Annotated in this window: 14 protein-coding genes; 8 read left to right on the top strand and 6 right to left on the bottom strand. The window is 44.8% G+C overall.

Translation table 11 applies throughout. The features are described from left to right. Window positions 1–95: 95 nt before the first annotated feature. The gene (gene priA, locus QME20_RS07275; RefSeq protein WP_281715701.1) at window positions 96–2285 is read right to left on the bottom strand and encodes a primosomal protein N'; all 2190 of its coding nucleotides are present in this window, start codon (window positions 2283–2285) and stop codon (window positions 96–98) included. A gap of 466 nt (window positions 2286–2751) precedes the next feature. On the opposite strand from priA, the gene rpmE reads away from it, so the two are divergent. Next, window positions 2752–2964 carry a 50S ribosomal protein L31 gene (rpmE, locus tag QME20_RS07270; RefSeq protein WP_014977577.1) on the top strand — a complete coding sequence of 71 codons (213 nt, stop codon included), beginning with the start codon at window positions 2752–2754 and terminating at the stop codon, window positions 2962–2964. 205 nt (window positions 2965–3169) lie between these two features. Here the strand turns inward: rpmE and QME20_RS07265 are convergent, their stop codons facing one another. Then, on the bottom strand, window positions 3170–3487 hold the full coding sequence (locus tag QME20_RS07265; protein ID WP_039226843.1) for a hypothetical protein: 318 nt from the start codon (window positions 3485–3487) through the stop codon (window positions 3170–3172). Between the two features lie 679 nt (window positions 3488–4166). On the opposite strand from QME20_RS07265, the gene QME20_RS07260 reads away from it, so the two are divergent. Beyond that, on the top strand, window positions 4167–5402 hold the full coding sequence (locus tag QME20_RS07260; protein WP_014950978.1) for a malic enzyme-like NAD(P)-binding protein: 1236 nt from the start codon (window positions 4167–4169) through the stop codon (window positions 5400–5402). A gap of 163 nt (window positions 5403–5565) precedes the next feature. On the opposite strand, the gene metJ is transcribed toward QME20_RS07260, so the two are convergent. Continuing rightward, window positions 5566–5898: a met regulon transcriptional regulator MetJ gene (gene metJ, locus QME20_RS07255; protein ID WP_014950979.1), complete on the bottom strand. Its 333-nt coding sequence runs from the start codon at window positions 5896–5898 to the stop codon at window positions 5566–5568. 161 nt (window positions 5899–6059) lie between these two features. On the opposite strand from metJ, the gene metF reads away from it, so the two are divergent. After that, complete coding sequence (metF, locus tag QME20_RS07250; protein WP_014950980.1) at window positions 6060–6947, top strand: methylenetetrahydrofolate reductase; 888 nt, start codon at window positions 6060–6062, stop codon at window positions 6945–6947. Window positions 6948–7173: 226 nt separating this feature from the next. Further along, complete coding sequence (locus tag QME20_RS07245) at window positions 7174–8058, top strand: virulence factor BrkB family protein (RefSeq protein WP_168463670.1); 885 nt, start codon at window positions 7174–7176, stop codon at window positions 8056–8058. Between the two features lie 68 nt (window positions 8059–8126). Here the strand turns inward: QME20_RS07245 and QME20_RS07240 are convergent, their stop codons facing one another. Both QME20_RS07240 and QME20_RS07235 read right to left on the bottom strand, forming a co-directional pair. Beyond that, window positions 8127–8765: a DUF2959 domain-containing protein gene (locus QME20_RS07240; protein WP_061096009.1), complete on the bottom strand. Its 639-nt coding sequence runs from the start codon at window positions 8763–8765 to the stop codon at window positions 8127–8129. Beyond that, window positions 8762–9004: a hypothetical protein gene (locus QME20_RS07235; RefSeq protein WP_014950983.1), complete on the bottom strand. Its 243-nt coding sequence runs from the start codon at window positions 9002–9004 to the stop codon at window positions 8762–8764. Before QME20_RS07235 ends, QME20_RS07240 begins: the two co-directional genes overlap by 4 nt. Before the next feature lie 188 nt (window positions 9005–9192). Between QME20_RS07235 and pip the strand changes: the two genes are divergently transcribed. The 3 genes from pip to QME20_RS07220 all read left to right on the top strand — a co-directional run bounded on the left by pip (window position 9193) and on the right by QME20_RS07220 (window position 11634). Further along, entirely contained in the window at window positions 9193–10170 is a 978-nt protein-coding gene (gene pip, locus QME20_RS07230; protein ID WP_168463740.1) for a prolyl aminopeptidase, read from the top strand. Further along, a complete protein-coding gene (dtd, locus tag QME20_RS07225; RefSeq protein WP_281715700.1) occupies window positions 10167–10604 on the top strand; it encodes a D-aminoacyl-tRNA deacylase in 438 nt (145 codons plus the stop codon). The genes pip and dtd overlap by 4 nt, the downstream gene beginning before the upstream one ends. Window positions 10605–10719: 115 nt before the next feature. Then, entirely contained in the window at window positions 10720–11634 is a 915-nt protein-coding gene (locus tag QME20_RS07220) for a bifunctional GNAT family N-acetyltransferase/hotdog fold thioesterase (protein WP_281715699.1), read from the top strand. A gap of 129 nt (window positions 11635–11763) precedes the next feature. On the opposite strand, the gene rpoH is transcribed toward QME20_RS07220, so the two are convergent. Further along, window positions 11764–12618, bottom strand: a complete 855-nt coding sequence (rpoH, locus tag QME20_RS07215; RefSeq protein WP_014950987.1) for an RNA polymerase sigma factor RpoH — start codon at window positions 12616–12618, stop codon at window positions 11764–11766. Between the two features lie 604 nt (window positions 12619–13222). On the opposite strand from rpoH, the gene QME20_RS07210 reads away from it, so the two are divergent. Next, window positions 13223–14449 (top strand): EAL domain-containing protein, encoded by a 1227-nt coding sequence (locus QME20_RS07210; protein WP_061096012.1) that lies wholly within the window; start codon window positions 13223–13225, stop codon window positions 14447–14449. Window positions 14450–14488 lie beyond the last annotated feature (39 nt).

The raw sequence follows: 14488 nt of genomic DNA, 5'->3' as shown, positions 1-14488 counted from the left end.
TGCGTAAGAAAACGTCATATACCAAATCTTTATGAAGCAGCAGCTTTCCTGCACTTCAATCCTGCGGAAATTTTAACGTATTGCTACCCAACAAGCTAACTGAAATCGGTAGGATCAATATCTATCGACCACCTTACCTTCATTGCCTGTGGCAACGCCTGTAAAAATGGCAGCGCCAAACGCAGCGCATTGTGAAGCGGCGCACGCTTTTCATGACTGCATACCAGCATAAACCGAAACCTGCCTTGCCGCTTTTCAATCAAACAAGGAAACGGGCCATTTAACGCAATAGCATGCTGCTGGTGAAATACTTGCTTGCTGTCTTGTAAAAAGCGATAGGCCAAACTGCTGTCGGTCGCTTCTGCGCGAATGACAAACTGGCTAATAAAAGGGGGAAGCCCTGCCGCTTTTCGCTCCATTAAAGCGTGTCTGGCGAAATGCCCATAGCCGTTATGTACTAAATCTTGTAGCAAAGGATGGTGGGGATTGTGAGTTTGCAGCCACATTTCACCGGGTTTACTAGCGCGCCCTGCTCTTCCTGCAAGCTGAGTTACAAGCTGAGCGAGCTTTTCTGGTGCTCTAAAATCGGCACTAAAAAGTGCGCCATCACAATCTAGCACCGCCACTAAGGTTACATGCGGGAAATGATGACCTTTTGATAGTATTTGGGTACCTACCAGCAGCTGGTACTCTTGGCGGTTTATTGCTTCTAGCGTCTGGTGCAGTTTGTCTTTGCCCCGCACGGTATCGCTGTCTATTCGTACCTGCTTAACACCGGGAAATAAGCTTGCAAGACCTTGCTCGACTTGCTCGGTGCCCGTACCCGCCGTAACTAATTCATTGTGATGGCACGCTTCGCAGTTTGATGGCATTGAGCGCATGCCGCCGCAGTGATGACACTGCAAACGGTTCTGCGCTTTATGCACCGTATACGGGCGGTCACAACGCTTACACATGACGGTTTCGCCGCAGTGATGGCAAAGCAGCGCTGGCGCATAGCCTCTGCGATTCACAAACACCAATACCTGATTTCCCGCGTTGATATGCTGGCGCATTATCGTTAGCAAGCCTTGCGAAATACCGTAGTGAATGGGTTGGTCACGCGCGTCCAACACATGCTGATGCGTGCTTTTCGCCCCTCCCGCTCGCTTAGTTAACTGCAAATGGGCATAGCGACCGCTTAGCGCATTATTAAGTGTTTCGAGTGCGGGCGTGGCGCTGCCTAATAAAAGAGGAATATTGTGCTGCTTAGCCCGCATAGCTGCCAAGTCACGGGCGTGGTAGCGAAGTCCATCTTGTTGTTTAAAAGACTCGTCGTGCTCTTCATCCACAATCAGCATGCCGGGGTTGTGCAGCGGGGTGAAAATAGCCGAGCGAGTACCGATGATTATCCCGAGTTCACCTGCTTTTGCTCGCTGCCATACCTGTAGCCGTTCTTTATCAGAAAGCTGAGAGTGTAAAACGCCCACTGCAATACCAAAGCGCTTTTCAAAGCGTGACACCGTTTGCGGCGTAAGCCCAATTTCTGGCACAAGTATAAGCACTTGTTTTCCGTCGCGCAGTAAGGGTTCGATGGCTTGAAGGTACACTTCCGTTTTACCGCTACCGGTAACCCCTTCAAGCAAACTTACAGCGAAATTGCCCTGCTGACGATTAAGTGCGGCAATGGCAACCGACTGCTCAGTATCTGGAATTGGCTTTTCAGACACCGATAACGAGGCAAGCCAACTGCCTGACTTAAATTCAGGCGCGACTTCTTCAATGCTTATCAATGACTTTTCGACAAGTGCTTTGACCGCAGGTGCGCCATACTGCTTGCGCGCTTGGGACGCTAATAAGGCACCACCGGCCATTGCAGTAAAACAGGCTTGTTGTTTAGGCGCCCGCGATAACGTGTCTGCAGTCGTTTGCTTACCTTCTTCGGTAAGCATTAACATGTCTTGGGGTGTTGGCGCTGCTGACTCGCCTTTGCGTAATAAGACAGGCAGCATGGCGTGTAGCACTTCACCCGGCGCATGATGATAGTACTGCCACAGCCATTGGGCCATTTTCAGCAGCACCCCATCTATAATAGGGCTATCGTCCAGTACCGACTCAATAGCTTTTAGCTTATTGGAGTTTTCAATGTCGCTTTCAGTTTTGTGTAGGGTTTCAGCAACTACGCCCACAAGTTTGCGCGGACCGAAAGGCACAACCACTCTTACACCCGCACTTAGCGCGTTTCCGTGGGTATACGTGAAAAGTTGGCGCAGTGGCACTGGCACGGCAACTTGGATAAAGGCCATTGCGAAGGTTCTACCTTATTTGACGATTGTTACAGCGCGTAATGCGCTTACTAAGCTTCTTATGTTGAAACTAATTATACTGAGGCTTCTTGCAGACCTATACGTTACAGCAATTTACGCTGCTAACAGCTAGCTACACATTTTGCTATTAGCGCATGATTTTGCTACTAGAGCTATGGCCTAGCCTTGAAACACAAATATTTAAACATACTTTACAGGTAAGCATAAAAGGAATGTTTTTTGTTTGGCCTTTTTATACGGCTACCTTTTTATACGGCTGCCTTGTCTAGCTCTCTTGTTTAGCATTTGGCCAAAAACCGCTTGATCAAGGCCCTGCCATCCTTTATTATGCGCCGCTCTTTTGCGATAGGCTGTTCTTTGAACGACTTATCATTTGAATTAAGTAACGTATGGTGTGCGACTTCGGGTTGTATAGCGATACGGCCTTATTATGTGAGGTAACCCAATGAAACAAGATATCCACCCAAAATACGAAGCAATCACAGCAACTTGCTCATGTGGTAACGTAATGAACATTCGCTCTACGCTTGGTAAAGACATCAACCTAGACGTATGTTCTTCGTGTCACCCATTCTACACTGGTAAGCAACGTAACGTTGACACTGGTGGTCGTGTTGATCGCTTCAAGAAGCGTTTCGGTGCATTAGGCAAAAAGTAAGCCTGATATCGAGTTCGAAAAAAGCGCCTTTATGGCGCTTTTTTATTGCTTAAAATTCACGCTTCACACAAACAAGGTGTGCCAAACAGCGCTTTACCGCCGTTATCCTACGTCAGGCCAGTACCTAGCCAGTGTAACAAGCCCTGCAACTCGCCTTTCTGAAAACGTTTTTAGCTTAATTTGCAACATTCAGCGTAACCTGAACTCAGTGAAGGTTTTTAACATTAGATAAATGCCTATCCCAATTGCCGCCACTCACTTTCTTACACTCTTCTTCGCTATCAAAATAAATACCAACGGGTGCTGACTTAATTGACGCTAAAGCAATATTCACTTGGTTTATGAAGTCTATATCCCAACCATTAGTTAACGCCCGCTGCTTCTCCTGCTCAGTATTAAACACGGCAATCACTTGCGGCGCTCTCCAATGCCCTACGTGAGTTAGCCAAACAAATCCATTATTGGTAGATTTTACGCTTTCGCACACATCGGTTAGCACGGTTATTAGTTTTCTTTCTGTCATATCCTCGCCTTCAGCGCGAATTTTGAGTGGGCTTTCACAGGATTTTATCAGAAATATTGGATGGAGAATTAACGAGGTGTCTCCCTGCGTTCTATTTTCCTGATTTGGGTTTCTGTCCAATGCATTTATGAGAACGTAGATCCCTTTGATAGCTTTGTTTTCATCCTCCACACAATAGACCTACGGAATGCTATGGCAAGTCAAAATAAATAGCATGAATGGCAATTATAGCCCCATTTTACTGGTCTAATTAGTATGCCTAACCTACATTGGTATATGAGAATTCTGATCAGATATGTACACAGTGATAGGCTGTGTTAGAGTTGCGATCGGCACTTTGATAGTGAGCATTAATTCTGTGAATAATGCATTACTTTCAAGACTTGTGGCGCTTTTGGGTACATAAACCTGAGGCTTGTATCCATTAAGGTATGTGAACAAAATCAGTAAAGGTTAACGCCTAGTCTGCTTTTCCACATGCCACCTTGGGGCCTATTGATGATTGCTGTAAAACAAAGATCAACAAGCCCTAGTGCTAACAACTATTTATAATCACTTTTGTCATTACTTGGTTGTAACGCGCTTACGTTTATCTACCTATAACTATAACGACAATAAAATAGCTACAGAGCGTGAACGAAAACACCGATGAACCCTACATCTAAGGATACCTTTTTACATGTCAGATTTTAGACAACGCGCACTCGACTATCACGCCAAACCCACACCTGGAAAAATCCGCGTAGAGTTATCTAAGCCAGCAGACAGCGTCGATGACCTTGCTCTTGCCTACAGCCCAGGCGTTGCCGAGCCGGTCAGAGAAATTGCTGAAGATGCAGATAACGCCTATAAGTACACGGGTAAAGGAAACCTGGTTGCCGTTATCAGTAACGGAACCGCAATTTTAGGGTTGGGTAACCTAGGCCCACTGGCATCGAAACCTGTTATGGAAGGTAAAGCCCTTCTGTTTAAACGCTTTGCTGGCCTGGATGCCATTGACATTGAAGTGAAGCATCGTACAACCGAAGAGTTCATTAATACAGTAGCGAATATCGCTGACACATTTGGCGGCATTAACTTAGAAGACATTAAAGCGCCTGAATGCTTTGAGATTGAACAAGAGCTAATTAAGCGCTGTAAAATTCCGGTATTTCATGATGATCAGCACGGTACCGCTATTGTAACTGCAGCGGGCATGCTTAATGCTCTGGAAATTCAGGGTAAAAGCATAGAGAGCGCTAAAATTGTGTGTATGGGTGCCGGTGCAGCAGCGGTCGCTTGTATGGAACTGCTTATAAAGTGTGGTGCCCAGCGTGAGCGTATTTATATGCTAGACAGAAAAGGCGTTATCCATACTCGTCGCGAAGACTTAACTGAGCACAAAAAGCTATTTGCTAACAATACTGACAAGCGTACGCTTGAAGATGTAATGGAAGGTGCGGATATTTTTGTTGGTGTGTCTGGACCGGATGTTTTACCACCAGAAACACTGGCCTTGATGGCTGAAAACCCAATTGTATTTGCATGCTCTAACCCAGATCCTGAGATAAAACCTGAACTTGCTCACGAAGTACGTAAAGATCTTATCATGGCTACCGGACGCTCGGACTACCCTAACCAGGTTAACAACGTACTGTGTTTCCCGTTTATTTTCCGTGGAGCACTAGATGTTCGTGCAACGGCCATTAACGATGAAATGAAAGTAGCGGCAGTAGAAGCCCTTCGTGCTATCACGAAAGAGCCTGTACCAGAAGAAGTACTAGCTGCCAGTAAGAGTACTAGTCTGACATTTGGTAAGGAGTACATTATTCCTAAACCTATGGACCCGCGTTTATGCGAGCGTATTGCTACCGCCGTATCTAAGGCTGCGATTGAATCTGGCGTTGCACGCGTGCCTGAAAGCCCAGAAGAATAAAATTCTGGCGCATAAGGCAAAAAAATGGAGGGGCTAGTGCTCAACCTTTATTTGCTAAAAAGTGCGCTTCGAGAATACAAGTACATAAAAAACGGCGCCGTGTTGTAGGTTACCAACTAGCAATAACTTACAACAAAGCGCCGTTTCTCTTTAATACCAAATATCAGTCGTCTTCCGACACATCGTTTTCGAAGCTTGGATCAATGCCCATTTCTTCCATAATGCGTCTTGCTTCAGCCGGTACGCGATTGGGATTGTCTTTGCGCAGGTCATCATCGTTAGGCAATGGTTGACCGGTAAACGCATGCAAAAATGCTTCGCACAACAGTTCTGAATTAGTGGCGTGACGCAGATTATTGATTTGGCGGCGAGTACGCTCATCAGTAAGCGCCTTAAGCACATTAATAGGTATAGAGACAGTGACTTTCTTTACCTGTTCGCTCTTCTTGCCATGCTCTGCGTAGGGGTGAATATATTTACCGTTCCATTCTGCCATTGTACTAACTCGGTCTACTCTTTTTTATGTTATGAAGAGAAATTCTAAACAAGTTCACGAAAAGGTCAATTGAGCAGTGTAAACCTCTTGACGTCTAGACATATATTCTTTAATTTAGACGTCTAAACGTCTATAAGAATACATTTTTGAGAGAAAAAGCCATGGTTTCTTACGCACAAGGTATCGATGCATTAAACCAGTCCCTGTCGGAACTGCGTGATATTGATGTATCTTTTGAATTCTTTCCGCCTAAAACGGAAGCCATGGAACAGACCCTGTGGAAGTCAGTTGAACGTCTCGCGCCACTAAAGCCAAGCTACATGTCGGTAACCTACGGCGCGAATAGCGGTGAGCGTGACAGAACCCACGACGTTGTAAAACGCATTCAGCAGCAAACCGGTGTAGCAGCTGTTCCTCACTTGACCTGTGTTGATGCTAGCCGAGATGAACTTAAACAAATTGCTAAAGACTACTGGGATTCAGGCATTCGCCGTATTGTTGCGCTTCGTGGCGATTTACCGCCAGGAGTAGAAAAGACAGAGATGTATGCCTCTGATCTTGTTGCCTTGCTAAAAGACGTTGCCGATTTTGATATTTCTGTTGCTGCCTATCCAGAGAAGCACCCTGAAGCACCAAATGCGCAGTTTGATTTACTAAACCTTAAGCGCAAAGCAGAAGCAGGTGCCACAGAAGCGATAACCCAGTTCTTTTTCGATACGAGTGTGTACCTTCGATTTAGAGACCGTGCAGCCGCAGCGGGTGTCGACTTAGATATCGTTCCGGGTATTTTGCCGGTAACCAACTACCAAACACTGGTGAAATTTGCGGGGTTCACAAATGTTCATGTGCCGGGATGGTTGCACAAGATGTTTGACGGCCTTGATGCCGACGACCAAGCTACCCGTAATCTTATAGGCGCTAACATTGCTATGGACCAAGTTAAAGTACTCGCTAAAGAAGGGGTAAAACACTTCCATTTCTATACTTTGAACCGTAGTGAATTGAGCTACGCCATCTGCCACATGCTCGGCGTGCGTTCAGGCGCTTAATAAATAACGACAATCAGGACCGTGCTTACGTTGTTTAATGAAGTACTCCACAAAAGGCGCAGTCAATGCGCCTTTGTTGTATAAAGCCTGCATTAAACTTTGCCACCAAGGCCGCCCGCAGTTACCATCTGATATAACATGTAATGAACTATCGATGCTTTATAACAGTACGCATAGATAAAACCGCGCTGTTTACCATTTACACGGTATCGTCAGGAGAAATTGAGTGGATTTAGACAAGGTTAAAGCCTTATATAACAATGTTACTCCTCAGGTTAGAGATCTCTTTAACATCTTCATAAAGCGCTGTAGAGAAGACAATATTACTATCTCTGCTGGGCACTTAGCCTATGTAACTTTATTATCTTTAGTACCATTTATCATGGTGACCTTTACCATTATGTCGGCTTTTCCTGCCTTCGCATCTGTGAGAAGCAAGCTCGAACATTTTGTTTTTAGCAACTTTGTTCCCACCGCCAGTGATGTGGTGCATAAATACATGACCGATTTTGTAGGCAATGCCTCACAAATGAGTGCTATTGGTATTTTGTCGCTGCTGCTCGTTGCGTTAATGCTTATATCAAACGTAGATAAAACCCTGAATAGAATTTGGCGTACGCAAAGTGACAGACCTATTGTGTATACCTTTGCTATTTACTGGATGGTGATCACTCTTGGTCCAATGTTAATCGGGTCCAGTGTGGTGGTCAGTTCTTATTTAACTGGATTAGCGGCATTCACCGAAGAATACACACCAGGTCTTGGTACCTTCTTACTCAGTCTTGTACCAAGCGGCGCAGCCATGCTTGCTTTCACCATTTTATACATGGTGGTTCCTAATAGAAGAGTCTTTGCTCGTCACGCACTGGTTGGCGCTATCGTGGCTACTATCGCTTTTGAAATTACCAAGTCAGGCTTTGCGCTTTATGTTACGAACTTTCCTTCGTACGAACTTATTTACGGCGCGCTTGCGGTGGTACCTATTCTGTTTTTATGGGTGTATTTGTCGTGGGTAATTGTGCTGTTTGGTGCTGAATTTACCTGCAGCCTAGGTGAAGCGTTTGAAAACAGAAAAGCAGAAAACGAACCCCGCAAGGTACCTCAAGAATAATCAGCCCTACAGGTTTAAAATAAAGAAGGGAGCTTCTCGCTCCCTTTCTATTTATTACTGCTTAAAAGCTAGTTTTTCATTGAAGAAATAAACGCATCAGACTCGGCAATAGCAGAATTCATTTGTCTGATAAGCTGAGCGACGTTGTTCTCAATGGTAGAGAGCTCGCCCTGCAGCGCGCCTATCGCGCTGGCATTTAAGTTATGTTTCAAGTACAGCACATTATCTTGAAGCGCGCTTAATACCGGCGGCATTTTACTTTCCGCTTTGCGCATAGCCGTCATTAGTGAAGAGTAACGACGCTTAGTTTCGCGAAGCTTCGCCGCACTATCCCGCTTCAGCGATGCGTTCTCATACTTCTCTAACTCTTCAGACCATTCATCGAATAAAGCCTCAGCTACACTTTCCACCTTGTCTATACGTGAACTCACTTCTTCCGAGGCGGCAACACTATCTTCGTACTGACCGTTTAATCGATTGTAAACATCTTCAAGCTCACCGCCATCAAATGCAACGGCCGCGCTGAATGCCTCAAGCGCCGAATTAAACTGCTCTTGAGCGTCCTCTTGTGATTCTTTCGCGTTTTCAACGCGGTCTACTAAGATATCACGCTTTTCAACGCCCACCTTTTCCCATGCTGCGTAATATGCAGACTGACACCCACTAAGGGCAAGGATAGCAACAAATGCTGATGCAAGTAGCTTCATGCGGTTACTCCACCTCTAAAGCGCGCTGCGCTTATAATACTGATTAAATGCAAAATGGCACCTAATGGCCAGAATACGATAGCAAGAACGACGGTCGCAGCTAGGGCATAACAGACGCCTACGGTAATGAAATAGAACAGCGCGCCCAGTATTCTGCCTTGAACCAAATGACCTAAACCAGGAATAAAGAAGTTACAAATTGCGGCGATTACATTACCGCCCGATCCTTGACCTGCCATATAAACCTCCTCGCATTTATGACTATAATATGATTAGCTAGCACGTAATGACACTTGTTCTATAGTATACACTTAAGATTTATCGCTTATTTTACAAGCATAAACAGCGTTAAAGCAGTCAGCACGCAACCGTTTGTATAACAATAAACTAAACTAAAACAGGCACTCACACAACGCGCAGAAACAAAATGAAACGACTTTACCCCGATGTTACCTACTATGAAAATGGATTTATCGAAGTGGGAAGTGGGCATTCGCTTTACTTCGAGCAAAGTGGTAATCCAAACGGCATCCCTGTGCTCTTTATTCACGGAGGCCCAGGTGCAGGCTTACCCCCTAATTACAAATGCTTTTTTGACAGCAATAAGTATCGCATTATCGGCTATGAGCAACGTGGTTGCGGCCGCTCTACGCCTATCGCTGACACGCTAAACAACGACACATGGTCGAATGTTGAAGATATCGAAGCATTACGTACACACCTTTCAATTCCAAAATTTCTCTTGTTTGGCGGTTCGTGGGGTTCGACACTCGCCCTGCTCTACGCGTTAAAGTACACGCCGCGAGTGACAGGACTCATTGTACGTGGCGTATTTTTAGCTCGACAGGAAGACAGGGATTGGTTTTTATCGCCAAATGGCTGTGCAGCTCAATTATTTCCCGAGTATTACCGGAAATTTACAAAAGATGTGCCTAAGCCTGTGACCTCTAATTCAGTGTGTGATTTCTATAGTGCAATGGTGCGTTCTAGCAATGATGTACTAAGACATTCAGCGCTTAAAAGATGGTACCAATGGGAAGAGAGACTTTCTCGTATAACTCTACCACCTGGTGTGGGTGACTCGACAACTAATTACCCTATGCAGCTGGTCACCTGTTTAGCCACATTGGAATGCCATTTCCTATCTAACCAATGCTTCCTAGACGAAAACTATATTCTTGAAAACATTAGCAAAATAAGTCATATTCCTGGAACAATTGTACATGGTCGTTACGACATGATCTGCAAAACAGAAGCGGCGGAGGCACTTCACAAAGCGTGGCCTCAAAGTCAGCTACAAATTATCCCCGACGCGGGGCACAGTACTTCCGAGCCTAGTATAGGTTACGCACTCTGCCGTGCTACCCGCGACATGTCTCGCTTTATTCAGGAGTCGTCAAAGTGATAGGACTAATTCAACGCGTATCGGAAGCCAATGTCACCGTTGCCGGTAATCTTATTGGCGAAATTGGTAAAGGCATGCTGGTGCTCTTGGGTGTTGAGAAAGAAGACGGTGACGCGGAAATAGAGAAACTAGCAAATAAGCTCTGTCGATATCGCATGTTCAGTGACGAAGACGGAAAAATGAATCTAAATGTTGAGCAAGTGGGAGGCGAAATACTGGTGGTTTCTCAGTTCACACTCGTAGCCGATACGCAGAAAGGTAATCGTCCTGGTTTTTCACGCGGCGCATCGCCAGAACACGGCCAAGCCATTTATGAAAAGTTCGTTCAGTCTCTAAAAAATAAAGGTATGGTGGTGGCCACTGGCGAGTTCGGCGCTGATATGCAAGTAGGCCTAATTAATGACGGCCCCGTCACCTTTCAATTTAGCGTTTAGCGGGTAAAATCGTACGCTTCGTCAGCATCCCAAACTTGCTTACATAATTAAGCTTGTACCGCATGTATTCTTACGTTTAAATACTCGTTCATTCATTTAAGAAGGCCGGTTTATTGTGTACAAGGTAGTCACACCAAAAAGCGATGCCGAGTTTGAAGCCTATTTTCATTTTCGGTGGGAACACTTACGCCAGCCATGGAATTTCCCTCCAGGCTCTGAAAAAGACGAATATGAACAAGTCGCAGAGCACCGTATTATTACTAACCGAAATGGCGAAATTGTAGCTTGCGGCCGTGTGCATTTGAACACAGCCGAAGAGGCACAAATTCGTCATATTGCGGTTCACCCAGGCCATCAACGCAAGGGCTTAGGCCAAATGATCATGGCCGCACTAGAAAACGTTGCGAAAGACTTGGGCGCCGAGCGCGCTGTAACGAACAGCCGCGAAATATCTATCGACTTTTTTAGCGCATGTGGCTTTGAAGTTGAGCGTGAAGCGCCTAACGAACTAGGCATGCTGAAACGTCAACAAATGGTCAAGAAGTTCACTGAAAACAACACATTAGTACTTCACCCTAAGTGGTGTAAATCGCTGCAAGAGACATGGTCTGAGACCATTCCTATTACCGAGCACATGGGAATTAAGCTTTACCAGTACACTGGCCGCACACTTGAAACCCGTGCATCATTAAACAAAAACATCAATATTCACGGCACTATGTTTGCTGGCAGTATTTTTTCTCTAGCTACGCTAACTGGCTGGGGCATGATTTACTTGCAGCTTAAAGAGCGTGGATTAGACGGTGACATTGTATTGGGCGATGGTGATATTCATTACCATAAACCCATCACGATGAAGCCAAGGGCAATCTGCAATATTGAAACCTTGTCTGGAAAATTCAAACCGCTAGAGAACTGCAACAAGGCAAGGTTTGAGCTGAGTGTGGCAATTTTGGATGGCGACACCCCTGTGGCGGAATTTGAAGGGGTATTCTACGTGCTTCCTCCCTCTAAAAATGAAGAAGAGTAGCGTTACGGATTAGCGATCATCACTATTTCGTACGAGCCGTCACTAAGAACAAAAATCCACTCATAAAAAAAGCGCCGGTAAGGCGCTTTTTTCGTAGTTAAGCTATTTGTAAGCTATGCACTGCGTGTACTACGCGACCATAGCTGCTTGAAGCTTTTTCATCGCGTTCTTTTCAATTTGACGAACACGCTCTGCAGAAACCTGATATTTATCAGCTAAGTCTTGCAGAGTAATCTTGTTGTCTGCTAACCAACGAGTTTCGATGATATCTTGGCTACGCTCGTCTAGCGTTTTAATCGCTGAGTACAAGCGCTTGCTCGCCGCTGTATCCCAGTCGTTGTTGATTACGTCAGTTTCAACATCTGAAGATTTGTCTTCTAAATACTGAACTGGCGCGAAGTTACCTGTTTCATCTTCGTCCGCAGTTAAATCGAACGCTTGGTCTTGAGAGCTCATACGCGCTTCCATTTGAAGCACTTCTTTTGTACTCACACCCAATTCGTTCGCTACTGTTTGCACTTCGTCATGAGTAAACCAACCAAGACGCTTCTTCGCCTTACGAAGGTTAAAGAATAGTTTGCGCTGCGCTTTGGTTGTCGCAACTTTCACTATTCGCCAGTTTTTAAGTACAAACTCATGAATTTCTGCTTTGATCCAATGTACCGCGAAAGAAACCAAACGTACGCCCACCGTTGGGTCAAAACGCTTAACGGCTTTCATCAGACCGATGTTACCTTCTTGAATTAAGTCGGCTTGTGGTAAGCCATAACCTGAGTAAGATTTTGCAATGTGCACTACAAAACGAAGATGTGACATTACTAGCTTACGAGCGGCTTGTAAGTCTTCGTCTTCGCGAAGGCGCACTGCCAACTCGCGCTCTTCCTCAGCGCTAAGCATATCAATGCTGCTTACAGCTTGGATGTAGCCTTCAATGCTACCGCTGTGTGGCACTGACAGGGCCATAGATTGCAAATTGTTGCTCATTGTTCACCTCATTTATTGCCGCTTCATATTAGCAAAGTAACCGAAGCTGCGCGAGACCTAATTAAGATATGAAGTCTAACCAATATGTAGTTATAGTGACAGTTTCTACAATATCAAGACCTAAATAAAGAAAAAAAGTTCAACTCTACAGCTTGCGGTCCATTTACGAATGCATTCACCGCAAACACTAAGCCTAGACTATCGACTTCACATCAAATGACACGCTGCACTTTCTGGCGTCGCGCCTTTGGGTCGGTCATTTAACCACTACATCATTATACTTTAATTACACATACCAAAGTGAAGGCTAATCTCACTGGTATGAAATCCAACGCTTATTTATTACACGCTAGTTACCCGAAACATAAGATTTCCATTATCTCTAAGATAAGTCAGCAAGGTGCCTACGCGTCAATACAGTATGTAAACCTTGTATATGTCATCTTATACCTTGCTTTTCTGGCTGGAAACTGAAAATAATAGATTGAATTAATCGATTTTGCACTACAACCGCTGTACAGCATTTTCCAGACAACAATTATAAGAGACTGGAAGGGAAATACTTAAGGAAAGGAGTAAGGCAAGTGAAGCAAAGAGGATCTTGATGTTTGCTTACGTCGCTAGACAGCCAATATTTAATGTAAACAGAGAAGTTTACGCCTACGAACTACTTTTTCGTGTTGGAGAAGATAACTGCTTTCCCGATATACCTCCTGACGAGGCTACCTCGAAAATTCTTACCTCTACCCATTTAAGCTTAGGTATTGAAGAGATAACCGGAGATAAGAAAGCCTTCATTAACTTTCACCGCGACACACTTATGTTTCGTTTTCCGACCTCTCTGGATGCAAGCAAAGTGGTCATTGAGATTGTAGAAACCGTTGACGTTGATGATGCGCTGGTAGCCGCTTGCAAACATATTCGAGGTCTTGGCTATCCTATTGCTCTTGACGACTACGACATGAAAGGGAAGTGGGAAGCATTCATTCCATTTACCAGCATAGTCAAAATTGACATTACAGAGATCCCCCACGACAAAATTCCCGCCCTTGTCGAACGCTTCAAATCGAACAAAATACAGTTGGTTGCAGAAAAAATTGAGACCTATGAAGAATTCAATAAATTCAAAGATATGGGTTTCGACTATTTCCAAGGATACTTTCTAGCTAAACCCGAAATCGTAAGGCACAGAAAGTTAGGGCCCAGCAGCCTAACCATGATGGAGTTACTTACGCTAAGTAGCCAGGCAAAGCTTAATTTCGATGAAGTAAACAAAATCATTGAACGAGATCCCTCGCTTACCTACTTGCTGCTGCGGTTTATCAACAATCCTCTGGTCAACAAGCGATATAAAATAACGTCACTTAAACACGCGTTAACCTTTATGGGCGAAGTAGAAGTGAAGAAGTTCATATCATTGCTGGCTCTTGCAAACCTAAGCGATGGTCAACCTACTGAGCTAATGCAAATGGCGCTTGTTCGCGCTAAGTTCTGTGAACTGGTCTACACCCAGCTTAAAGATGCCGATGACCCGTTAAAAGGTTTTCTTACTGGCCTGCTTTCTTTGCTTGATGCCATGATGGAACAGCGAATTGACGATTTGGTCAGCAAGGTTCCAATTAGTGACGACGTTAAAGATGCCCTGTGCGGTAGCCCTGGTATGCTTCGCAACTGTCTGACACTGTCACAATTCTTTGAAAGAGCTAAATGGACGGGCATTCAGCAATTCGCAACAAAGTATGGTGTTAAACAGAGTCTTCTGCATAGTTATTACAACGAAGCGATAAAGTGGGCTAAATACATTCATAAGGCCGCTTTGAACGACAACTAAGCCTACGATTACGCCAGTTGATGTGAAATTAATCGTTGA

The organism is Alteromonas sp. CyTr2 (assembly GCF_947311905.1).
GTDB classification, from domain to species: Bacteria; Pseudomonadota; Gammaproteobacteria; order Enterobacterales; family Alteromonadaceae; genus Alteromonas; species Alteromonas macleodii.
This window is presented reverse-complemented; position numbering and strand designations above follow the sequence as displayed.